21 protein-coding genes are annotated in these 21,939 nt (G+C 46.2%); 15 read left to right on the forward strand and 6 right to left on the reverse strand.

Features of this window, described 5'->3' with window-relative positions:
* Positions 1 to 33 precede the first annotated feature (33 nt).
* Together NC796_RS09130 and NC796_RS09135 are read right to left on the reverse strand one after the other, a co-directional pair.
* On the reverse strand, positions 34 to 462 hold the full coding sequence (locus tag NC796_RS09130; RefSeq protein WP_310684077.1) for a hypothetical protein: 429 nt from the start codon (positions 460 to 462) through the stop codon (positions 34 to 36).
* Between the two features lie 10 nt (positions 463 to 472).
* Positions 473 to 1,636 carry an Sb-PDE family phosphodiesterase gene (locus tag NC796_RS09135; RefSeq protein WP_310684078.1) on the reverse strand — a complete coding sequence of 388 codons (1,164 nt, stop codon included), beginning with the start codon at positions 1,634 to 1,636 and terminating at the stop codon, positions 473 to 475.
* Between the two features lie 429 nt (positions 1,637 to 2,065).
* Here NC796_RS09135 and NC796_RS09140 point away from each other — a divergent pair, with 429 nt between their 5' ends.
* Positions 2,066 to 2,446 (forward strand): hypothetical protein, encoded by a 381-nt coding sequence (locus tag NC796_RS09140; protein ID WP_310684079.1) that lies wholly within the window; start codon positions 2,066 to 2,068, stop codon positions 2,444 to 2,446.
* A gap of 93 nt (positions 2,447 to 2,539) precedes the next feature.
* Entirely contained in the window at positions 2,540 to 3,076 is a 537-nt protein-coding gene (locus tag NC796_RS09145; RefSeq protein WP_310684080.1) for a hypothetical protein, read from the forward strand.
* A gap of 21 nt (positions 3,077 to 3,097) precedes the next feature.
* On the opposite strand, the gene NC796_RS09150 is transcribed toward NC796_RS09145, so the two are convergent.
* Positions 3,098 to 3,241, reverse strand: a complete 144-nt coding sequence (locus NC796_RS09150) for a hypothetical protein (RefSeq protein ID WP_310684081.1) — start codon at positions 3,239 to 3,241, stop codon at positions 3,098 to 3,100.
* A gap of 254 nt (positions 3,242 to 3,495) precedes the next feature.
* Between NC796_RS09150 and NC796_RS09155 the strand changes: the two genes are divergently transcribed.
* From NC796_RS09155 to NC796_RS09200, 10 genes are all read left to right on the forward strand, one after another.
* Positions 3,496 to 3,807, forward strand: a complete 312-nt coding sequence (locus tag NC796_RS09155; RefSeq protein ID WP_310684082.1) for a hypothetical protein — start codon at positions 3,496 to 3,498, stop codon at positions 3,805 to 3,807.
* A gap of 421 nt (positions 3,808 to 4,228) precedes the next feature.
* Positions 4,229 to 4,582 carry a thiol-activated cytolysin C-terminal domain-containing protein gene (locus NC796_RS09160; RefSeq protein ID WP_310684083.1) on the forward strand — a complete coding sequence of 118 codons (354 nt, stop codon included), beginning with the start codon at positions 4,229 to 4,231 and terminating at the stop codon, positions 4,580 to 4,582.
* A 243-nt stretch (positions 4,583 to 4,825) separates the two neighbouring features.
* Complete coding sequence (locus NC796_RS09165; protein WP_310684084.1) at positions 4,826 to 5,332, forward strand: hypothetical protein; 507 nt, start codon at positions 4,826 to 4,828, stop codon at positions 5,330 to 5,332.
* Between the two features lie 196 nt (positions 5,333 to 5,528).
* On the forward strand, positions 5,529 to 7,289 hold the full coding sequence (frdA, locus tag NC796_RS09170; RefSeq protein ID WP_310684085.1) for a fumarate reductase (quinol) flavoprotein subunit: 1,761 nt from the start codon (positions 5,529 to 5,531) through the stop codon (positions 7,287 to 7,289).
* Between the two features lie 24 nt (positions 7,290 to 7,313).
* Positions 7,314 to 8,057: a succinate dehydrogenase/fumarate reductase iron-sulfur subunit gene (locus NC796_RS09175; RefSeq protein WP_310684086.1), complete on the forward strand. Its 744-nt coding sequence runs from the start codon at positions 7,314 to 7,316 to the stop codon at positions 8,055 to 8,057.
* A 116-nt stretch (positions 8,058 to 8,173) separates the two neighbouring features.
* Positions 8,174 to 8,536, forward strand: coding sequence for a fumarate reductase subunit C (locus NC796_RS09180; RefSeq protein ID WP_409070364.1), 363 nt, complete (start codon positions 8,174 to 8,176; stop codon positions 8,534 to 8,536).
* Between the two features lie 14 nt (positions 8,537 to 8,550).
* Complete coding sequence (frdD, locus tag NC796_RS09185) at positions 8,551 to 8,904, forward strand: fumarate reductase subunit FrdD (protein WP_310684087.1); 354 nt, start codon at positions 8,551 to 8,553, stop codon at positions 8,902 to 8,904.
* Between the two features lie 449 nt (positions 8,905 to 9,353).
* Positions 9,354 to 11,243, forward strand: a complete 1,890-nt coding sequence (gene mnmG, locus NC796_RS09190) for a tRNA uridine-5-carboxymethylaminomethyl(34) synthesis enzyme MnmG (RefSeq protein WP_310684088.1) — start codon at positions 9,354 to 9,356, stop codon at positions 11,241 to 11,243.
* A 90-nt stretch (positions 11,244 to 11,333) separates the two neighbouring features.
* Positions 11,334 to 11,972, forward strand: coding sequence for an RsmG family class I SAM-dependent methyltransferase (locus tag NC796_RS09195; RefSeq protein ID WP_310684089.1), 639 nt, complete (start codon positions 11,334 to 11,336; stop codon positions 11,970 to 11,972).
* 233 nt (positions 11,973 to 12,205) lie between these two features.
* Positions 12,206 to 13,132, forward strand: a complete 927-nt coding sequence (locus NC796_RS09200) for a helix-turn-helix transcriptional regulator (protein WP_409070365.1) — start codon at positions 12,206 to 12,208, stop codon at positions 13,130 to 13,132.
* A 66-nt stretch (positions 13,133 to 13,198) separates the two neighbouring features.
* Here NC796_RS09200 and pckA read toward each other — a convergent pair whose 3' ends face one another.
* Complete coding sequence (gene pckA / locus NC796_RS09205) at positions 13,199 to 14,809, reverse strand: phosphoenolpyruvate carboxykinase (ATP) (protein WP_310684091.1); 1,611 nt, start codon at positions 14,807 to 14,809, stop codon at positions 13,199 to 13,201.
* 207 nt (positions 14,810 to 15,016) lie between these two features.
* Between pckA and NC796_RS09210 the strand changes: the two genes are divergently transcribed.
* The gene (locus tag NC796_RS09210) at positions 15,017 to 15,961 is read left to right on the forward strand and encodes an L-lactate dehydrogenase (RefSeq protein ID WP_310684092.1); all 945 of its coding nucleotides are present in this window, start codon (positions 15,017 to 15,019) and stop codon (positions 15,959 to 15,961) included.
* A gap of 373 nt (positions 15,962 to 16,334) precedes the next feature.
* Positions 16,335 to 16,700 carry a PRC-barrel domain-containing protein gene (locus NC796_RS09215; RefSeq protein ID WP_310684093.1) on the forward strand — a complete coding sequence of 122 codons (366 nt, stop codon included), beginning with the start codon at positions 16,335 to 16,337 and terminating at the stop codon, positions 16,698 to 16,700.
* A gap of 84 nt (positions 16,701 to 16,784) precedes the next feature.
* Here NC796_RS09215 and gyrA read toward each other — a convergent pair whose 3' ends face one another.
* Complete coding sequence (gene gyrA / locus NC796_RS09220) at positions 16,785 to 19,241, reverse strand: DNA gyrase subunit A (protein WP_310684094.1); 2,457 nt, start codon at positions 19,239 to 19,241, stop codon at positions 16,785 to 16,787.
* 145 nt (positions 19,242 to 19,386) lie between these two features.
* Positions 19,387 to 21,318, reverse strand: a complete 1,932-nt coding sequence (gene gyrB, locus NC796_RS09225) for a DNA topoisomerase (ATP-hydrolyzing) subunit B (protein WP_310684095.1) — start codon at positions 21,316 to 21,318, stop codon at positions 19,387 to 19,389.
* 289 nt (positions 21,319 to 21,607) lie between these two features.
* Here gyrB and rpmB point away from each other — a divergent pair, with 289 nt between their 5' ends.
* Positions 21,608 to 21,853: a 50S ribosomal protein L28 gene (gene rpmB / locus NC796_RS09230; RefSeq protein ID WP_310684096.1), complete on the forward strand. Its 246-nt coding sequence runs from the start codon at positions 21,608 to 21,610 to the stop codon at positions 21,851 to 21,853.
* Positions 21,854 to 21,939 lie beyond the last annotated feature (86 nt).

Consider the following 21,939-nt stretch of genomic DNA (forward strand, 5'->3'; position numbering starts at 1 on the left):
TCTTTTAAGACTATCCAGGTTAGAATACCGAACTCAAATAACCTTCATCAGCAGGTATATTCCCAAAGCGGCTTTTACTGACCATAAGACCGTACGAATCCAGTTTGTAGCAACCAGCTTTGAAATAATGCTGGAGGAACTGTCGGATTGGAGCCGCCCGTGTGTTGGTGCCTGCAAAAGGCCGGTGGAGAGCCAGATCCCGATAACCAATGCGAGACCGAATACGTTAAACATCCAAAGCCTGTCAAACGCAACGACGAGCCAGATAGAAGTGGCCAATTCAATGATCATCGGTGGAATAACGACAATCCCGGTACGGAGGACGTGGAAACCGTGATACTCCCTGAAATCCTGCTCTCCCACCCGGGAAAAGCCAGGATAATGCACCACCTGCACAAACCAGATAAGACCGGTCATAAAAAGCGTAGCGGCTATATTTATAATGAGGAGATGTTCAAACATCAATCGCGGGCTAGTTCGCCCCGGTTTCCAGCTTATATTCGATAACGGGATGAGACTCCGGCGCATAAATCGCATTCATCACCCGGAACGGTAGCGTGATCGACTGGTGAATTCCCCTGGTCTTCACCAGCAACGTTTTGGTGCTATTGGGGTCCACTGTAATCAAGTCAGGATCTTCATGGAAAGTGTAGGTACTTTCATTTTGCAGGATGAATTCGGAATGGGTGGGATTCTTTATATGGACCTCTAAAACAGAAGTGTCATCCTGGTACCCAACTACTTCGAGTTGAAGAGACTCTTTCAGGAGAGGATTCAGAAATTCCTGCAGTCCGATGAAAGTGTTTTTATACCAAACTACGGTGCGCCGCTCTTTTAACGCTTCCTTGACACTCTCCTTTGTTTTCTCTTCGGCAAACACCAGCGTTATTGAACGATGCCCGCCATGGGGGATGTCGTACTCCCAGTCCGTGAGGCCGTGGATGTCGGATGTGCCCATGATGGTCAGGTTGTGATCGAGGGCAATCTGTAGCGCCTCCTCTGAATAGGTCTGTACGTTGACCACCTCAATGCCGTGCAGCAGTCCTTTTTCGATGAGCTCCTTATGCATATCGTCGAGGCGGGCAATGCCGTCGCTACGCTGGGCGGTCCAGTGCGGGTGATTCCAGAACACAAAGGCATCCTGGCGGTTGGCTTCTTCAAATGCAGCCATCGGGTCGTCGACCAGCAGCTTGTTGGCATCCTGCACAAACACGGCGTTGGAGTGACCCGGTGGCATGGAACGCGTGATCTCCGATCCGTTTACGACGGTCAGGCCAGTGCCCTCGGCAGCTTCGCTGGCCACTTCATACGATCGGTTCCGGTCGGGATGCGGGATATCTTCTTGGTGGGGCTGGTACTCCAGGTGCTCGGTGAACGCCACGACATCGAGCCCCTCCCGCAAGGCCTCCTGCACACGGATATCCGGCCACACACTTCCATCCGAAAAAACGGTGTGCATATGAAAATCGGTTTTCACGGTGTGATAACCCGGAATGTCGGGAAATACAATTTGCTGATCCCGTTCGTGATCGTGACCATGGGTATGCCCGTGGCTGTCACTATCCTGGGCTTGCAATGGAGCTGTGGCAATAAGCAGAATAAGCATTGAGTAGCATAACAATTTCATTTTTTCCATAGGTCTGAAGGTAATAGTGATAGATTAACTCATTATAAGGATATCATTGTTATCCGGTAAAAAACTTTTGATGAAATCCGCCGGTAGTTAGACTAAAGAAGTTACACCAAAAAATCACCGCTACTACTACGCGCAAGGTTTACATACCGAAGCTTTATGCGAAGGCATGATTCGTAGCACAAGCGGAGGGGAGGCAATGTTGAATGATAAATTATGAATTTTGAATTCAGAGGACCAACATTCTACAACCTTCAACTTTCAACCTTGGACGTTGGACTTTTAGACCCTAGACCTTCTAATTTTCGACTAAACTATCACCCAAACAACTCAACACTTCAACTTCTCAAAATTACACAAAAAATCGGGCAGATTTTGTATTTTTCTTAGATAGAATAATAAAGCATTTCTGCATGAAATGGCGCCTTGCTTATGATCAAAAATACAATACTCATAATAACAGCTTTGGGACTGGCATTGTCACTCTATTATTATACGGGCAAGCCCACTCCTTCCGATAAATCAGGGGAAAAATACCAGGAGGTCTTTGAGAGCAAGATCTGGCGGCAGGGAACAGAGCGGCAAAAAGGCGCAATGGTCGAATATATTCTGAAGAGCGATACGCTGAGAGGATTGCAGGATACTGAGATTATGCTACTACTGGGCAGAGCGGACCAAATCCACAACAACTGCTTTTACTATCATGTTGACCTGGGACGCAGCCGCACTCCAGATGGAAACCCCACCGTGTATAACCTGGCTATCGATTTTGATTCCACTGGCCGGGCGATGGAGGTGGACCTGGCCGATTGAAGCGAATTCCACCGATAACGAAAGATTCTGCCCTCAAATCCGTTAGTTCTGGTAAATTACCGTATCAAACATTAGACTCAGAAGAAGCTCTCTATGCAAATCATCTACCGTCTCCTTTTTTATATCCTGTTGGCACTTCCAATAATGATGACCGTAAATGTGCATGCCCAAACGGAACTAAGCAAACTGGAGCCTGAGGAATACTTCGATTTTTGGGTCGGCCATTGGGATTTAACGTGGGAGGCCCCTGACGGCACCACCGAAACGGGGAGCAATCGTATTGAAAAGATCCTCGATGGAAATGTTTTATTAGAAAATTTCAGGTCTGAATCGGGTCGCTTTAAGGGATACGAGGGCAAAAGTTTTTCTGTATACCACAAAACTACAGGCAAATGGCGGCAAACATGGGTGGACGACAGCAATGAGTACATCGATCTGACCGGCAAGTTTGAGGGGAACAAGCGAATATTCGTGACAGAAGGGCCCGGACCCGGTGGAAAAAATCAGCTGAAACGGATGGTGTTTTACAACATTACGGATTCAAGCTTTACGTGGGATTGGGAATCCTCCGTTGATGACGGTAAAACCTGGAAATTGATGTGGCGCATCCACTACCGCAGGCAAAATTAGAATTGCTGACAGCCAGTAAGTTCATCTTGAGGAGCCAAAAAAACCGAAAAAGAATGTTGCCACAATCAAAAAAATGACAATCTCCATTACATGGGGTTCGGCATAGCTCCAGACAAAATGAAGCATATCAATCACAAAAGACTCAATTTTGTATAACGTTTCCATCCCTTTTAAACTAACAGAAAAGTGCTGATTGTAAATGATCTACTTATAAGATTTTGAGGAGTGTCTGTTGTTACAACGTAATTTAAGTTTAGTTTTATTTATTTTGTAATTAATTGTTCCCAACGTTTGGATATCCTCTACCAGGATTTATACCAGCCTCTTTTCAGGGTTGAACTATTTATAATATATTACGGCTGCATTTTCAGGTCCCTTCGCGGATCTTTTGACAAAACATTTAACAGCACTACAAAATTATGACACACCAAGAAATTACGGATGGTAACAGCTTAATTGAAAACCTGATGGACAGCACCATTAAAATTGAGCAGGAAGATGTGAAAGATATACCCCTGGCCTTTCTTGCAACGGAAGACCTGAAATTTCATATCTCCTGGAAATGGCTCATGCCGGTGGTTATCAAAATTGAAGAAGACCTGGGACACAGCGTAAGGATAGAAGGAAATTACTGCAGCGTGACAGTTGATGATGGAACTGTTTTTGAGGCAGAGGCTGACAAGAAGCTGGAAGCCGTTTGGCGAGCTATTGTAAAATTCCTGGAACAGTAGTAAGAGAAATAGCCTCTCACTTTTTGGGATAGATCCCACCTCTCTTCTAATGGGCAACGCATATCTTTTATAGATTATTCCCTCTCTATTAACTTATCATACAATAGCATCAACTCACATTTCATGTAGTATCTATCCTTATATTTGATTTTCTCCAGCGCCGTTCCTTGTTTAGTAATCGATCAATAAACCAAAACGATTTAATGATAGTATCAAGAGATATCACCATCGTCAAAGGAAGGATATCTTTTAGAATAAAATATATAATAAGTCGGCAATATAATATTATGGATTTATAAATTTATCATCATTATATCTTAAACCTTCCCTGTTCATCAGACGGTGACAAGGCCGTAACACCTCTATGGTAAAAAGGGAGTCAGGATAAAAGTAAAATAAAAATAAAATCAAGGACACAACTATGAATGATCAAGAAGTAGCAGTAGAACCGCAGCAAGAGTTGACTGAACTATTGGACGCAGAACCCGGTGGTTCCATCCTCATCAGATGCGAGGGTGGATACGTAGCCCGGTTCACGGTAAGCTATAAATACAAAGGTAAAGAGATCAGCAAACACTCCGGGGATATCTCCATTGGCGTAAACAAATCGATCTCTATCCCCGAGGGTGTTTCTGATATCCATTTAAAAGTCGAAGAGATGTGGGGATTCGGGTGGTCAACCATCTTTACGAAAAACTTCGACAGTCCGGTAACCAAATGTTACAAGGTTTACGGGACGACGCTCAATCCTAAATATTCCAAGATTGATTGCTGATATTTCTCATTAGTATAAACAGCCGTGAGGCTCAGCGTTATGCTAGCTGACGTTGGGTTTTGCGGTATAATAATCCAACCCAAATTTCAGCAATGAGCTCGCCATAATTCCTGTCCATTCAAGGACAACTGTTTAGCTTAGTCAAATTTCCTGTGCTTTACCTATATCCAAATTTTTCAGCATGCAAGGATGGAATTAAGTACATTTATAATATAGAAACCTTAATTCTATATCCCTCCCGCCATGGCTGAACTGAAACCGATTTCGAAAAAAGCTATTCCGCAGGCGCTGGAAAAAGCGATGCGCTATCGACTGTTAAATGATTCCTGGCAGGCTGAAAGCATCTGCCGTGATATTTTGCGTACCGATCCAGAAAACCAGGAAGCTGTTTATACACTCATACTTGCGATAACTGATCAGTTTGATAAAAACTCCAAGAGAAGCCTCAACCAAGCATTGGAAACCGTATCCCAATTGACCGATAAATACCAGGCAGCCTACTGCCGGGGACTTATTTATGAACGGCAGGCCCGGGCGGCCCTAAAACGGCAAACACCACGGGCAGGCTATATTGCCTATGAACATCTCATGCGTGCAATGCAAAATTATGAAGATGCTGAAAAATTACGGCCTGCAGATAATGAAGAGTCTATCCTGAGATGGAACGCCTGCATACGGTTTATAAAACAAAACAAATTGAGTCCCTCACCATCAGAAGAATCGGGTGCCCAACCCTTCCTGGATGTGTGATCGGCGTAATCAAATATCACGGTTAAAAAGAATTGGGGAAACAGTTTTTTTATTTACGGATAGTTATTTAATATTATTTTAGTTAGAGGTGGTGCAGTACAGGATTATTGCATCACATCGAGATAGACGTGTTGCCATACTTGCTTAAATGGACCGCGGCAGTTGTACCTAATTGCAACGTTAAAAAATACTGTTCATGAGCCGTTATGGACCTAATAAACACGATGTGTTGATCGTCGGCGGAGGGGGCGCCGGACTGCGTGCGGCAATTGCGGTTGCGGAATACAATCCAAATCTAAGCATTGCGGTTGTATCAAAAGTCTATCCCATGCGTAGCCATACCGTTTCTGCGGAGGGAGGTGCAGCCGCGGTAATAAAACCGGATGACAGTTTTGATGATCACGCCTATGACACCATCTCCGGTGGAGATTGGATGTGCGATCAAGATGCCGTGGAAGCATTTGTAAAAGAGGCCCCGGATGAGATGCTGCAGCTGGAGCACTGGGGGTGCCCCTGGAGTCGCGAGGAAAGCGGCAAAATTGCGGTACGCCCCTTTGGCGGCATGAAGGTAAAACGAACATGGTTCGCTGCTGACAAAACCGGGTTTCATCTGCTCCATACCATGTTCCAGACTACACTCAAATACGACCCCATTCACCGATACGATGAATATTACGTAACCAGTCTTTTGGTGGATGAAGGTCGCTGCCAGGGCGTTATCGCTATTGAACTGGCAACCGGCAGGGTTGAAGCTATTGCAGCCAAGAGTGTCATTATGTGTACCGGGGGATGTGGTCAGGTCTTTCCATTTACTACCAACGGCAATATCAAAACCGGTGACGGCATGGCCCTTGCCTACCGAGTGGGGGTTCCACTGAAAGATATGGAGTTTGTACAGTATCATCCCACAGGGTTGCCGTTTACGGGACTACTCATTACAGAAGCCGCCCGGGCCGAAGGAGGGCACCTGCTCAACAAGGATGGCTACCGCTACCTGCAGGATTATGATCTCGGGGTTCCTGAATCCGAACCGGTGCTCAAATCTATGGAGCTGGGACCTAGGGACCGCCTCTCCCAGGCATTTGTAAAAGAGCAGGAAAAAGGCCGTACAATCAATGGTGAATACGGCTCTTACGTGTACCTGGATATCCAGCACCTTGGGGAAGAAGTGATCAACAGCAAGTTGCCCTTTGTCCGCGAGCTCTGCCTGAAGTATGAAAATATCGATCCGGTTGAAGAGATGATTCCCGTTCGACCGGTCGTTCACTACATGATGGGCGGGATCGATACTGATATTCATGGCGCAACTACACTCGATGGGCTGTTCGCCGCTGGTGAAACCGCCTGTGTAAGTATTAATGGAGCAAATAGACTGGGCTCTAACTCTCTGACAGAACTGCTTGTTTTTGGCGCCCGGGCCGGGAAAGCGGCAGCTGAATTTGCGACTGAGCAGGAAGGCTTCAGTTCTGGATTGGAAGCACTTGTCTCCGATGAAGAAAAACGCATAGACAACCTGTTTTTTTCCAATGGAAAAGGAAGCTCCGAACGAATTGCTACCATTAGGGATGAGATGCACCAGACAATGGAAGCGGGAGCGGGCATTTATCGCAATGAGACTTCACTCAAAGAATCACAGGAAATTATACAGGAGTTGAAAGATCGAATGCAGAATATCTCCATCCAGGATCAAAGTTATACATTTAATACCGAACTGGTGGCTGCCTTTGAACTTACTTCCATGCTGGATTTGGCCGAGGCGATTATTCAGTCGGCATTACAGCGGGAGGAGTCCCGGGGCTCTCATCAGCGTTCCGATTTTACCGAACGGGATGACGATAATTTCCTAGCCCACAGCATGGCCTACCGGACAGAAGATGGATTGCCCAGCATTGAGTACAAACCGGTAACCATCACACGCTGGCCCCCGGGCAAACGAGTCTATGGCCAACAACACTAACCCAGGATTAAACTGGGGATAATCATGGAAAAGATTACACTTGAAATACAACGATATCTACCCGAGAAAAACCCTGAGCCTTTTTTCCAGAAATACGAAGTGCCTTTCCGTGAAAAATGGGTCATCCTCGATGCACTGAACCACATTAAAGACCACATTGACGGCACGTTGTCGTACCGGTGGTCGTGCCGCATGGGCGTGTGCGGTAGCTGCGGTATGATGGTCAATGGTGAGCCCGTGCTGACCTGTGGTACGTTTTTGGAAGAATACCTACCCGGGCCGATTCGAGTTGCCCCGCTCGAAAATTTTGAGATTGTCCGTGATCTTGTAGTCAACACGGATGGATTCATGGAAAAGTTGAAACGGGTAAAACCTTGGCTAATCACTGATCACGCAAAACCTGTTTCTGAAGGAGAGTATATCCAGACTCCTGATGAAAAGACAGAATATCACCAGTACAGCATGTGTATTAATTGCATGCTTTGCTATTCGGCATGCCCGGTCGTGGGACTGGAACCCAACTTTATAGGTCCCGCTGCTATTGCACTGGCACAACGCTATAATTATGACAATCGTGATGAAGGTCAGGATGAACGGGATAAAGAACTCACAGAAGATGACGGAATTTATAGCTGCACCCTAGTGGGAGAGTGCTCCGTGGTTTGCCCAAAGGCGGTCGATCCGGCAGGTGCGATTCAACGGTATAAGGTCGCCGGTGCCAAGGAGTGGTGGAAATCGGTGTTGATGCCGTGGAGAGGTGATGAATGATGGAATGCAATTAATTAAATGATCAGTTCAAATATGATATGAGTTCAACTACTCAACCTAATAACAAACAAAACTCGAGATACGAAAGGTATCGACCGGAGATGTATTCCCCTCGCATGCCAATTTTCTGGTGGATCCGGAAAGTATCATACGTGCGATTCATCACCAGGGAGTTAACCAGCCTCGGCGTGTTGGCTTATGCACTAATCCTACTTGCCCTGCTGCGTTCACTTTATCGCGGACCCGAGGCATATGAAGCGTTCCTGGGCTGGCTGGCTTCCCCGGCATGCATTGTTTTGCATATCGTTCTATTGGGTATTGTCCTATTTCACAGCATCACCTGGTTCAATCTAGCCCCCTCTGCACTGGTACTCAAAATCGGCAAATTCAGAATTCCGGACAGGGTAATTATCACCGGCAATATTGTGGTGTGGGCTATACTTTCACTGGCAATTGCATGGATTATTTTATCGATTTGATTTGATATTATATTATGAAAACTAAAAAAAATAATGATCCCTTCTGGTGGACACTTTTTGGAGCGGGGGGAACGTTGTCTGCCTTCTTCATCCCGATCCATGTCCTGCTGTTTGGCATCCTCATTCCAATAGGCATATTTCATGCGCCAACTTATGGAGATCTATTAGAACTTTCCCGCCATCCTATTGCCCGCCTATACCTGTTTGCACTTATCTCTTTATCCATGTTTCACTGGGCCCATCGATTCCGCTACACCTTGTACGACGGCTTGCAGCTAAAACACCTAGAGCAGCTGATCGTAGTGTTTTGTTACGGGAGTGCCATCCTTGGGACGATCATTACCGCTTTCCTGGTTTTTACTATTTAGGATATACTAAAATGTTAGTGCTGTCGGATTGGTGGAGCCGGTTTCGTTGAGTTGTTGAGTTGTTGAATCGTTGAGAAATTTTCAGAACTCAGGCTAATCTCAATAACAAAATCGTTGGCGCAGATAGAATCAAATACCGGGATCATGACTAAACCTTCTTAGTAGTAATACCGCCAAGAGCCCAATCAACATCTCAACAACTCAACGTTTCAACTTCTTAAAGTTAGCACCAAGGAGTGAAATATTTCTTAAACTTACTGAGTCCTCTAAACTAGTAATTTAATATTACCACACATCTAAACTTTTTGCCATAAATACCTTATTTTTGGAGACTTGAACCAAAAATTCGTGTTGTGGAGCATTCATGAATCCTTTAATAGGATACGTATGATATTCCGCAACTATTTATAACATATAAGTGTAATAAAAACATACACTTAACCAACTATATGAATTCTCTTTATCCCAAATATGACGTGATTGTCGTCGGGGCAGGGCACGCCGGTAGTGAAGCGGCAGGAGCAGCCTCCGAAATGGGCGCTAAAACACTGCTTATTACCATGAACCTGGATGCAATCGCTAAAATGTCTTGTAACCCCGCCATTGGAGGCGTGGCAAAAGGACAGCTCGTTCGAGAGATCGATGCACTTGGTGGACTAACCGGCATCGTTGCTGACAAAACGGGCGTCCAGTTTCGCATGCTTAACCTCAGCAAGGGACCGGCGATGTGGAGTCCCCGCTGCCAGAGCGACCGCGCCTTCTACAGCAAGACCATGCGGAAAGAACTTGAAAAAAAAGAAAATCTTCATTTCCGGCAGGATAATGTTATTGACGTAATTACGGATGAAGAGGGCAAACACGCCGTTGGGGTTAAAACCCAGACCGGGCAGGTATTCCTGGCGGACAATGTGGTACTCACAACCGGTACATTCGGGAACGGCTTGATGCATATCGGGCTGAAAAACTTCGGTGGCGGACGATCCGGTGAACGCGCTTCTATCGGGATTTCAGCAGCCCTGGAAAAGCTCGGTTTTGAGGTGGAGAGACTGAAAACGGGAACACCGCCACGCCTCGATGGACGCTCAATTAACTACGACAAACTGGATATCCAATATGGCGATGAGGATCCTTCACCGTTCTCATTTATGACGAAAGAACTCCCTTCCAAAGAGGAGCAACTTACCTGCTGGATTGGTTATACCGATGAGAAGGTACATGATGTTTTGCGTTCCGGTTTTGACCGCAGCCCGATGTTTACCGGACGAATTGAATCTATAGGTCCACGTTACTGCCCGAGTATTGAGGACAAAATTGATCGTTTTTCTGACAAAGACAGCCATCAACTGTTCCTTGAACCAGAGGGCTGGGACACCTACGAAATGTATCTGAACGGGTTCTCCACTTCGCTGCCAGAGGACGTACAGTATGAGGCACTTCGCACCATTGAAGGATTTGAAGATGCTGTGATGCTGCGTCCAGGCTACGCCATCGAGTATGATTATTTCCCTCCATACCAGATAAAGCGAAGTATGGAAACCAAGATCGTTGACGGCCTTTTCTTTGCGGGGCAAATCAACGGAACTACGGGATATGAAGAAGCCGCCTGCCAGGGACTGATGGCGGGGATTAATGCTGCACTCCGCTCGAAAGAGGAAGAGCCTTTGGTTCTCAAACGTTCAGAAGCGTATATCGGCGTGCTTATAGACGACCTTATTACGAAAGGGACCGAAGAACCGTACCGTATGTTTACCTCGCGCGCAGAACATAGAATCTTGCTCCGCCAAGATAATGCCGACCTCCGTTTAACGGAACTGGGACACAAAATAGGCTTAGCTTCAGATCAGCGTTTTGAGAACTATAAAACAAAGAAACAAGCGATTGACGAGCTCCATGATTTGATCGCAGATTACACGGTCTATCCTGAGAAAATGGACCCGATGCTGAAGGAACAAGGAACCTCTACCCTGTCGCAGCCGGTCAAGGCAAAGACACTGATACCGCGACCCGAACTCTCCATCTTTAACCTGTTGAATGCTGATCCCGAACTCAGGGAAAAAGCGGAAGAAATCACAAATGATGAGCTTGTCTATGAGCAGGTGGAGATCCAAATAAAGTACGCTGGATACATTGAAAAAGAGTTCGAAATGGTGGAAGAGATGAAAGAAAAAGAGGATATGGAGATCCCCGAAAGCCTCAAATATGAGAAAATAAACTCGCTTTCCACCGAGGGCCGAAACAAACTGGATCGCATCCGGCCCGAAACGCTGGGGCAGGCAAGCCGCATCAGCGGGGTTTCTGCCAGTGATGTGGCCGTGCTCATGGTTTATCTCAAAAACTAATTGAACACGGATAAAGCAACTATTGCGGGTAATCACAGAGACTTACCAATTTAATCTGACTAATCCCCACCCTATAACAACATGTTTCACGTGGAACATCATCAAATAAACAGCCAAAAGGTTTCACGTGAAACCTTTTCTTTGGTTGATGAAGTCATTGAAAAAAATAGCGGTCAGCTAGAAACCTACCTCGATCGTCTTCTATGGTGGAATAAGAAAGTAAACCTCGTGAGTCGTGACGTTCCACGTGAAACAGTATGGGAGCATATTCGTCACTCACTAATACTAACACAACTCCAGGTGTTCAAAGAAGCAGAATCCATCGTCGATTCCGGTACCGGTGGCGGACTTCCGGGAATTCCATTGGCAATTTCCGCCCCGGATAAACAGTTCTTGCTCAATGATATCGTCTCAAAAAAGATCATAGCTGTCCGGCAAATACTACTGAAACTCTCACTTACCAATGCACAAGCAAAAGCTACTTCAGTCGAGAAACTGGAATTCCCCACCCCTTTCCTGCTTATTACCAAACACGCATTCAAGGTGAATGAGCTCTGGAAGATGGTCAAAAATAAGTCATGGGATGCAATGGTGTTTTATAAGGGCGTTGATTTCGAGGAGGAGCTTGAAGGCATTGACGAGCCATTGGACATCCGAAGCTTTGACCTTGCTGAGGGAGGCAATTTTTACGAAGGAAAAGCCATTATCGTCGTTAAGCGGACTGGCTAGCAAGAGTTTCCATAGCTCTGAATTATCCTGTTATAACACAGAGTTTCACCAAGTATTCACAAAGAACCACAGAGATATTCTTTGTGTAACCTTGTCTCTTCCTATGGTTCTTTGAGTAATAGCCAGGTAGAATCCCTCCTTATTTCCCTACCGAAAATCCGTTATCTTAGCATTATTAAATTACTGAAAATAACCTGAAATCCCTCCAGAAAATGAATAGTAATGAGCGCAGAATGAAGCTGATTTTAATGCTTCAGCAATCCAATAAAAGACTAACCGTCAACGATATTGCTGAAGAATTTAATGTGAGTCGCCGTACGGTATTCCGCGATTTTAACAGCCTCTCGGAGATGAACGTACCTGTCACCTGGGACAAATATAAAGGCTATGGGATTATGCGGGGCTACAAAATTCCACCCTTGATGTTCACCTCAAAAGAGCTCGCTACTATTATGGTGGGACTAAATTTCGTAAAGTCGCAGGTAGACCAAACCATGGTGGAGGACGCCAAGGGGGTGGAGCTGAAGATCAAGGAAGTACTTCCTGATGACCTCAAAAAGTTTATGGAATCACTCGAAAACCGAACAGTGGTTGACCCTTTTCTCAACTACGGCCCCGAAAAAAAAGAGGGTGGCAACTGGTACCTGGTAAGCACGGCCGCTTCCGAAAATAAGCAGCTGGAATTTTCATACCGAAGCAAATCGACGGGTGAAATAACGGAACGAAAAATTGACCCCTATCTCCTGGTTTTTTACCGCGACCACTGGAATGTGATCGGGTGGTCCCACAAAAGAGACGATTTTCGGAATTTTATGCTCGATCGCATGTCGGACATTAAAATTTCCGATCAAAAATTCGATCGTAAACCCGATATCGACGTAGAGGGCCTTATTTTTCGATTTGACGGGGAATCCCATTTAATCAGGGTAGATGTATCTGATTCCGCTTTAAGACGCTTTAAAAGCAATTTGCCAACGAAGATTATTAGGCAAAAAGAAATAAAACCTAATTTATTTAGGATAGAGTTTGAATTCGATAACCTGGACTTTATCAATAAATGGCTCTTGCAATTTTCTACAGAAATTAAAGTTCATGGTCCAGAAGATTTAATAGAAAAAAGAAATGATATATTGAAAAAAATGATGGATGAAATTAAATGATTATTTATTTACTGTCTTCATAGTACGAATACTTTCCTTTTGAAGACTTGTACCCACAAGTGGTGTTTAGCTATTCTCTCTGATTCGCACATCCGGCCCTGCCTCTGCTATCGCTTCACTACTCTCTTCCTTGTAGTGCTCAAAGTTTTGCTGAAAAAGCTTGCCCAGCTTTTGGGCTTGCCGGTCGTATGCCTCGGGATCATCCCAGGTCCTGCGGGGAATCAAAATATCTGAAGAGATACCCGGGCACTGTGTCGGCACTTCAAAACCAAACACATTGTCCGTCTCCGTAGATACCCCTTCCAGTGCACAATTATGGATGGCACTTATAATAGCACGGGTGCTTTTCAGGTCTATACGCGAGCCCGTTCCATAAGTTCCCCCGGTGAGGCCCGTATTTACAAGCCAGGCACTGGCGTTATGTTTTTTCATTTTTTCAGCCAGCATCTCGGCATATTTACTGGGAGGCCAAGCCAGGAACGCCGCCCCGAAACATGCAGAAAACGTAGCTTCCGGCTCGGTCACCCCCACTTCTGTTCCCGCTACTTTTGCGGTATATCCACTGATAAAATGATACATCGCCTGCTCTGGGGTTAACCTGCTTACCGGAGGCAACACGCCAAACGCATCGTAGGTCAGGAAAATAATATTCTTGGGATGGCCTGCCGTACAGGGAATTTTTGCATTTGAGATATAATCGATCGGGTATGAAGCACGCGTGTTTTGGGTGATAGAGGTATCATCAAAATCCACGGCCCTTGTTTCCGGGTCATACCCCACATTTTCCAGCACGGTTCCAAACCTGATGGCATCGTAAATCTCAGGCTCCTTCTCCCTGGAGAGGTTGATGGTTTTGGCATAGCACCCTCCCTCAATGTTAAAGATACCATCTTCACTCCAGCAGTGTTCGTCATCACCAACCAGCTTGCGGTTGCTGTCAGCGGACAATGTCGTTTTGCCCGTACCCGAGAGCCCAAAGAACAGGGCTACATCATCGGGAGAGTCTCCCTCGTTGGCCGAGCAGTGCATCGAAAGCACGTTCTTTTTAGGCATCAGGTAGTGCATAACCGTAAAGATTCCTTTTTTCATCTCACCGGCATACTCCGTGCCCAGTATCACCATCTCCCCCGTTTTGAAATTGACATCCACACTGGCATCGGAGGTCATCCCCTCAGTAAAACGGTTGGCGGGAAACTTACCCGCATTGAACACCACAAAATCAGGATCTCCAAAATTTTCAAGTTCTTCTTTCGCAGGGCGAATAAGCATGTTATGCATAAATAGTGCGTGGTACGCTCGCTCAGCTATAATCCGTACCTTCAGCCGGTAGTTGGGATCCCATCCGGCAAATCCATCTATCACATACAATTGTTCTTTTGTATTCAGGTAATCAGTGGCGCGCTGTCGGTTGATATCAAACGTCCGCTCATCCAGCGGTATATTTACATTTCCCCACCATATTTCTTCATTGAGGTTATCGCTGTTGACCACCCGTTTATCGGCCGGACTCCGCCCTGTCCGCTTTCCTGAACGCACAACCAAAGCCCCACTGCTACTAATAGCTGAGCCTGAATCACGACGAATCGCTTCTTCATAGTATCGTGCAGGGGATGCATTCCTGATAATTTTCGCTACCGAAATATCGTGCTTGCTTAGATCTATCTCTTGTTTAGCCATAGTCTTCTACTCTTAATTTTGCAATTTGGTACACAATGATATATAAAGAACATTGATGAATGTTTGGTAAACTTTGTATAAAGAATTGGTCATATCAAATTCTTATGATAAATCATCTAATGATATTGCAGCACAAGATAATGGTATAAACGCACGTCCAGCTGGTACTTCACAACTCAACAGTTCAACGATTCAATAAAACACACCATGATACAACGCAGATCAGTTGCTATAATCGGAACGGGAAATGTAGGTGTTGCGGCAGCATACGCCATGTTTAACCAGCGAACCGTCAGTGAAATCATATTAGTGGACCTGAACAAGGAACGTGCCGAAGGGGAGGCGATGGACCTGATGCACGGTCAGCTGCTGGTGGGAAATGTAACCGTTCGCGCTGGAGGTTATGAGGACTTGCAAGATACGCAGGTCGTGGTCGTTACCGCCGGGGTGGGGCAATCATCGGCATCCGAGTCGCGCCTGCAGCTGTTAAACCGGAATACCGAAGTCTTCCGAAATATAATCGGTGAGCTAGACAAGCATGCCCCGGATGCGATCCTGATTATTGCCACGAACCCGGTGGATATCCTCACCTACGTATCACAGAAATTGAGCAGCAGAGCCCCGGAACGTATAATCGGTACCGGCACGCTCCTCGATACCGCCCGCTTCCGTGCACTCATCGGTCGTTATTATGATGTGGATCCCCAGTCGGTGCACGCCTATATCCTCGGCGAGCACGGCGACTCCGAAGTACCTATCTGGAGCCAGGCAAACATCGGCGGCAAACCGATACGGGATAAGGTAGTGATGGGCAAGCATTTCAATCCGGATGTTATGGAATCGATATTTGATGAGGCCAAGAATGCCGCCTACAAAATTATAGCTAAGAAAGGGTACACCAACTCCGCTATAGGGGTGGTTATTGCACGGATTGTAAAGGCGATCCTGGAGGACGAGAAAAGTGTAATCCCGGTGAGTGTACATTGGGATGGAGAGTACGGCATTGAGGATGTCTGCATGAGCCTGCAATGCGTGGTGGGAATCGAGGGTGTTAAAAATCGCGTGCTGCCCGATCTTGACGATGCCGAAATCGAGGGGCTTCGCAAATCAGCAAAAGTACTCAAAGAGAGCTTGCAACAGATTGAAATCTAAAAAGTACAGCCAATGAGTTTGAAGAAAGGGTTATAAGGACAACCGGAATGGAGTAGTAGGTATCCAATATTTTGGGAATAGTCGGTGGCAATACAGCTTAAGTTTTCTAAGTCCCAAAAGGTCTTCCAAACCGATCTCCTCAGGTTTTGTACCTACGTAATCATTGCTATTGTAGGAAAAGGCACTACACGCAAATAGTCCTATCCCCTTTTTAAAACCTCCCCTATCAAAACTATGTTATTACAGCATCATGAATAATCTCAGATCAAGTGAAGAGTTATCCTGAAAATTGATCTTTCGACTACTCATCAAGAGATGATGCTACTTGGTCCCTATTAAAGATACAACCATCACAATCAACAAGTATAGTATAATGAAGAACCTCGCACCCTTGGTCACCGACCTGATGGGCACTAAATTACGAACCCCTGGCGGTGAAGAAATCGGAGTAGTTCAAAATGTAATGCTTAATCCCTCAAATGGTGAAACCATTTTTATCTTTCTCTGCTATGGTAATTTTACAGGCAAAATGCATCGCCACTATGCCATCCCGCGACAACGGTTAAATTTTATTACCGAAAAAGAAAAATCATTTTTTGAGATTGAAAAAAGCAGTCTTATTAATGCCTCAGAATTTGATTTTAGTAAAAAGACGATGACTCCATCACGTTCCAGCGTTGGTAATGTTTATGAGCTCCAGCAGCAGGAAGATGCCTACGAGCCGGTGTTGGTAGGTTGATCCCGATATTGACTTTGGGATGGTTGCTAATAAAAAAGGCTCCCGGTTTAAGGGAGCCTTTTAGTATTTCAAAAGTATTGGAAGTTATACCGTCTCGTCATCTTCTTCGTTGACCACACGGGTAACGGCTCCAATTCGCCCGTGCTCATCAAGACGCATGATGCGAACACCCTGCGTATTGCGACCCATAGTACGGATACCGCCGCAGTTCATTCGTATCACTTTCCCCTGTTCGGTAATGATCATTAAATCATCGTTATCCGATACTTCTTTTAGAGAGATAAGATTACCGGTCTTCTTGGTGACTTTAAGCGTAATAACGCCTTTACCACCCCGGCTCTGCTCACGGTAGTCTTCAACCAGCGAACGCTTGCCGTAACCGTTTTCAGAAATTGCCAGCACGGTTGCCTCGTGGGTATTCTTAACGACGACCATATCCACAACCTCGTTGTTTTTGCCGAGGTCCATACCCTTTACGCCAGTGGTATTCCGGCCCATATCGCGCACTTCATCTTCATGAAAGCGGATGGCTCGGCCTTTCTTGCTGGCCAAGATGATGTTACTCTGTCCGTCGGTCAGTGCTGCCTCAAGCAATGAGTCATCCTCTTTAATATTGATGCCAATAATTCCATCACGTCGTGGGCGACTGTACGCTTCCAGGCTCGTTTTCTTCACCTGACCTTGCTTCGTCGCCATCATGATGTAGTTGTTCTGGATGTACTCTTCATCTTCAAGCGTTTGTACAGGCACAAATGTTTTGATCGAATCGTCCTTGTCGATATCGATCAGGTTTACAATGGCCCGTCCACGGGATAATCGCGAACCTTCAGGAATCTCGTATACTTTCAGCCAGTAACACTGCCCTTTCTCAGTAAAGAACAGCAGGTAGTTGTGGTTGGTGGCCACAAACAAGTGCTCCACGTATTCATCATCGCGCGTGGATGTTCCCTTCATTCCTTTTCCACCTCGTTTCTGTCGGCGGTATCCACTCACCGGCATGCGCTTGATAAAGCCCTGATTGGTGATCGTCACCACCACATCTTCATCGGCGATCATATCTTCCACGCTGAAATCTTCAGCGGAGTGGATGATCTGCGTGCGACGTGCATCGCCATAGCGATCTTGCAGTTCAGTAACTTCCTCTTTAATGATCGATTTCTGTCGATCTCTATTCGAGAGTATATCACGGTAATCAGCAATTTTTTCGGCTATTTCAGCGTACTCGAGATCGATCTTCTCACGCTCTAGGCCTGTCAGTTTCTGCAGACGCATATCCAGGATCGCTTTCGCCTGGATATCGGTCAGTGCATACTTGCGGCGCAGTTCACGGTTTGCCTCATCAGGACTGTTAGAAGCACGTATTGTTTTAATAACCTCATCGAGATTGTCGAGCGCAATCTTGAGTCCTTCAAGAATGTGAGCCCTCGCCTCGGCCTGATCCAGATCATAAATCGTACGACGGATAATGACATCAATACGGTGCTCCACGTAGTGGTAGATCAGCTCTTTCAGGTTCAGCATCTCCGGCCGGCCCTTGACCAACGCAATATTAATCACGCCAAACGTCTGCTGCATCTGGGTATACTTATACAGCTGGTTGAGCACGATACCGGCATTGGCGCTACGCTTCAATACAATCACAATACGCATCCCCTCGCGGTCCGACTCATCCCGAACTTCAGAAATCTCTTCAATCTTATCGTTTTGAACCAGCTTGGCGATCTTCTTAATCAGCGTGGTCTTATTCACTTGGTAGGGAATCTCGGTAACCACAATCTGCTCGCGATTGCCGCGAAGCTCCTCCGTACTGGCCCGGGCGCGCATGGTGATTTTACCACGCCCCGTTTCAAAAGCTTCTTTCACCCCGTCATAACCGTAAATAATACCACCCGTTGGAAAATCGGGAGCCTTGATATGCTCCATCAGCTCGCTGATCTCGATATCCGGGTTATCCAGGTAGGCTAAAATACCGTCAATGACTTCAGTAATATTGTGAGGCGCCATATTGGTCGACATCCCCACCGCAATACCTGAGGCACCGTTGATCAGCAGGTTTGGCAACATGCTCGGCAGCACTGTCGGCTCCTGGAGCGTATCATCAAAGTTGGGTTGCGTGTCGACGGTATCCTTGTTCAGATCGGTGAGCATCTCTTCGGCGATACGCTGCATGCGCACCTCGGTGTAACGCATAGCCGCCGCGTTGTCACCGTCAATGGAACCGAAGTTACCCTGCCCGTCTACCAGTGGATAGCGCAGGGAGAAGTCCTGCACCATTCGAACAATGGTGTCATATACCGCGGAATCACCGTGCGGGTGATACTTACCCAGCACCTCACCAACGATACGAGCACTTTTCTTGTAGTTCCTGTTGTGAAGCATGCCCAGTTCACTCATTCCATAGAGAACACGGCGGTGAACCGGCTTGAGACCATCCCGCGCATCGGGTAATGCACGCGATACAATAACGGACATCGAATAGTCGATGTACGAGGACCTCATCTCTTCTTCAATCGAAATAGGTACAATCTTCTCTCGGGCCATTTAGTAGATCTTTCTGGTTTACGGGTTCAAAAAAAGTTTAAATGTGTTCAAGTGTTGACATACTGACGTGTCAACGTGCACTAAAGTTGATAGTGATACCTCGTTAAGTATTATCACCTAAACACTTTAACACGTCAACACATTGCTAGACGTCGAGGTTAGCGTACTTGGCGTGGCTTTCAATAAAGTCACGACGCGGCTGTACATCATCACCCATCAGTCGGGAAAACAGCTTGTCCGCAGCAGCGGCATTTTCAACCGTTACCTGCTGCAGTGTCCGTGTTTCAGGATCCATGGTGGTTTCCCAAAGCTGCTCGGGATTCATCTCACCGAGTCCCTTGTAGCGGGAGACGTCAAATTTGTAGCGAGATTTTTTGTGCTCTTTGACGAGCTTGGTGCGCGTTTCTTCATCCCACGCGTATTCAATATTGCCACGGCTGTCTGTAATTCGGTACAGCGGCGGAGTGGCGATGTAGATGTGACCGCCTTCGATGAGCGGTTTCATGTAGCGATAGAAAAATGTGAGCAGAAGTGTACGAATGTGAGAGCCATCCACATCGGCATCTGTCATAACTATAATTTTGTGATAACGCAGATTCTCCAGCTCAAAATCCTCTTCGGAGTGGCCGACGCCGGCACCAAGGGCCGTAATCATCGCCTGGATCTCGTTGTTTTCCAGGATACGATTGATCTTGGCTTTCTCCACGTTCAGGATCTTTCCCCGAAGTGGCAGAATCGCCTGGAAACTTCGGTTCCTCCCCATTTTGGCCGATCCGCCGGCAGAGTCACCCTCCACCAGGTAGATTTCGCAATGCTCCGGATCGTTGATCGAGCAGTCGGCCAGCTTGCCGGGCAGTCCACCGCCGCTCATCGCACTTTTTCGCTGGATGAGCTGACGTGCTTTCCGGGCCGCTTCCCGCGCCTCAGCCGCCAGGATCACTTTTTCCAGAATTTTCTTGGCGGTTTTTGGATTTCTCTCCAGATATTCATTCAGCTGATCATAGAGGACAATCTCTACCGCGCTCTGTACTTCTGAGTTCCCCAGCTTGGTTTTGGTCTGTCCTTCAAACTGTGGCTCAGGGACCTTTATGCTGAGTACTGCCGTCATTCCCTCCCGGAAATCTTCGCCCGAGATGCTAAACTTTCCTTTCAGCAGATTGTTGCTCTCGGCATACGACTTCAGCGAACGGGTGAGTGCGCGCCGGAATCCGGAAATGTGCGTTCCGCCTTCACGTGTATTAATATTGTTGACATAGGAGTGGACATTCTCTGCATATGTTTCATTATAGTGGATAGCGATCTCCACAGGAACCATGTCCACTTCGCCCTGGATGTAAATAGGCTCCTCCATCAGGGATTCACGCTCTTCATCCAGGTAGGTGACAAAATCTTTTACTCCACCCTCATAGTGAAATACATCTTCAATAATATCTTCCGGGTCGCGGTCATCCCGCAGGAGAATTGTAATTTCCGGATTGAGGAACGCCAGCTCGCGCATCCGGTCGGCAATAATGTCGTATCTGAATTCAGTTGTTTGGTTAAAAATCTCTTCGTCCGGCTTGAAGGTAATTTTAGTACCGGTTTTGTCCGTTTTGCCGACTTCCTTCAGCGGTTCAAGCACGCCACCTTTGGCAAACTTCATTTCATAAATTTTGCCGTCGCGGTGCACTTCTGCATGAAACCCGGAGGAGAGCGCATTCACACAACTGACACCCACTCCGTGGAGTCCGCCCGATACTTTGTATGTATTTTTATCAAATTTACCGCCGGCGTGCAGTTTGGTAAGCACTACTTCTACTGCTGGAATTCCCAATTTGGGATGCTCATCTACCGGGATGCCTCGTCCATTGTCACTGATGGTGATGGAGTCATCCGGGTTGATGATAACTTCAATTTCGTCGCAGTAGCCTGCCAATGCCTCGTCAATTGAGTTATCGACCACCTCATTAATTAGGTGATGGAGTCCGCGCTGGCCAACGTCTCCAATATACATAGCGGGCCGTTTACGAACTGCCTCAAGACCCTCTAAAACCGTAATATTTTCCGCCTTGTATTCCGATACTTGTTTTTCAGCCATAAATAAGGGGTTGAATAGTAGTTAAATTAAACGTTTTGACGCCTGAAAATAGTGTTTATAAAGGCCAATTCAAAGTAGGTGATAGTCGATACCGCCACATTTAACGATGTGCTCTCTAATCCATTATAACGGTGATTTGGGCAGCTCCCGATTTCGGCCAAACAGACTATTTTGAGCAGCTAAATATCACAAAATTATTCGTTTAAAAGAAACGTTGATCTTTTTACCTATTACATCTATCTTACCGGTCTCTTTCAGAACAGCAATGAACACCACTTTTTGATGTATTATGGCACGTAAAGATGACATTACGGGTAAAGGACCTCAGAACGGGTACCGGTCCTCTAAATCCAACAATAAGACAAAGCATCGATTTCAGCAGAATCTGCAGAAGAAAAAATTCTATATCCCCGAGGAAGACAAGTGGGTAACATTAAAGGTATCTGCCAAGACACTCCGCACTATTAATAAGAAAGGCATAAGTGCGGTGCTGAAGGAAGCTCGTAAAAAAGGAACTCTTATAAAAGACGTATAACTTTCGTTACTGGTTAATTGTTATTTGTTATTGGTCTGAGGTGAGTTCCAAATAACGATTAACTGATAACCAATAACCAATCAACA

It is taken from the genome of Aliifodinibius sp. S!AR15-10 (assembly GCF_031569985.1).
In the GTDB taxonomy this organism is placed as follows: domain Bacteria; phylum Bacteroidota; class Rhodothermia; order Balneolales; family Balneolaceae; genus JAMQKA01.

Coding starts and splice junctions, on each gene's coding strand:
- mnmG (WP_310684088.1), top strand. CDS start 9,354: ATGAATTCTCTTTATCCCAAATATGACGTGATTGTCGTCGGGGCAGGG.
- NC796_RS09155 (WP_310684082.1), top strand. CDS start 3,496: ATGACACACCAAGAAATTACGGATGGTAACAGCTTAATTGAAAACCTG.
- NC796_RS09145 (WP_310684080.1), top strand. CDS start 2,540: ATGCAAATCATCTACCGTCTCCTTTTTTATATCCTGTTGGCACTTCCA.
- rpmB (WP_310684096.1), top strand. CDS start 21,608: ATGGCACGTAAAGATGACATTACGGGTAAAGGACCTCAGAACGGGTAC.
- NC796_RS09215 (WP_310684093.1), top strand. CDS start 16,335: ATGAAGAACCTCGCACCCTTGGTCACCGACCTGATGGGCACTAAATTA.
- NC796_RS09160 (WP_310684083.1), top strand. CDS start 4,229: ATGAATGATCAAGAAGTAGCAGTAGAACCGCAGCAAGAGTTGACTGAA.
- NC796_RS09165 (WP_310684084.1), top strand. CDS start 4,826: ATGGCTGAACTGAAACCGATTTCGAAAAAAGCTATTCCGCAGGCGCTG.
- pckA (WP_310684091.1), bottom strand. CDS start 14,809: ATGGCTAAACAAGAGATAGATCTAAGCAAGCACGATATTTCGGTAGCG.
- frdD (WP_310684087.1), top strand. CDS start 8,551: ATGAAAACTAAAAAAAATAATGATCCCTTCTGGTGGACACTTTTTGGA.
- frdA (WP_310684085.1), top strand. CDS start 5,529: ATGAGCCGTTATGGACCTAATAAACACGATGTGTTGATCGTCGGCGGA.
- NC796_RS09135 (WP_310684078.1), bottom strand. CDS start 1,636: ATGGAAAAAATGAAATTGTTATGCTACTCAATGCTTATTCTGCTTATT.
- NC796_RS09130 (WP_310684077.1), bottom strand. CDS start 462: ATGTTTGAACATCTCCTCATTATAAATATAGCCGCTACGCTTTTTATG.
- gyrA (WP_310684094.1), bottom strand. CDS start 19,241: ATGGCCCGAGAGAAGATTGTACCTATTTCGATTGAAGAAGAGATGAGG.
- NC796_RS09200 (WP_409070365.1), top strand. CDS start 12,206: ATGAAGCTGATTTTAATGCTTCAGCAATCCAATAAAAGACTAACCGTC.
- NC796_RS09180 (WP_409070364.1), top strand. CDS start 8,174: ATGCCAATTTTCTGGTGGATCCGGAAAGTATCATACGTGCGATTCATC.
- NC796_RS09140 (WP_310684079.1), top strand. CDS start 2,066: ATGATCAAAAATACAATACTCATAATAACAGCTTTGGGACTGGCATTG.
- gyrB (WP_310684095.1), bottom strand. CDS start 21,318: ATGGCTGAAAAACAAGTATCGGAATACAAGGCGGAAAATATTACGGTT.
- NC796_RS09210 (WP_310684092.1), top strand. CDS start 15,017: ATGATACAACGCAGATCAGTTGCTATAATCGGAACGGGAAATGTAGGT.
- NC796_RS09175 (WP_310684086.1), top strand. CDS start 7,314: ATGGAAAAGATTACACTTGAAATACAACGATATCTACCCGAGAAAAAC.
- NC796_RS09150 (WP_310684081.1), bottom strand. CDS start 3,241: ATGGAAACGTTATACAAAATTGAGTCTTTTGTGATTGATATGCTTCAT.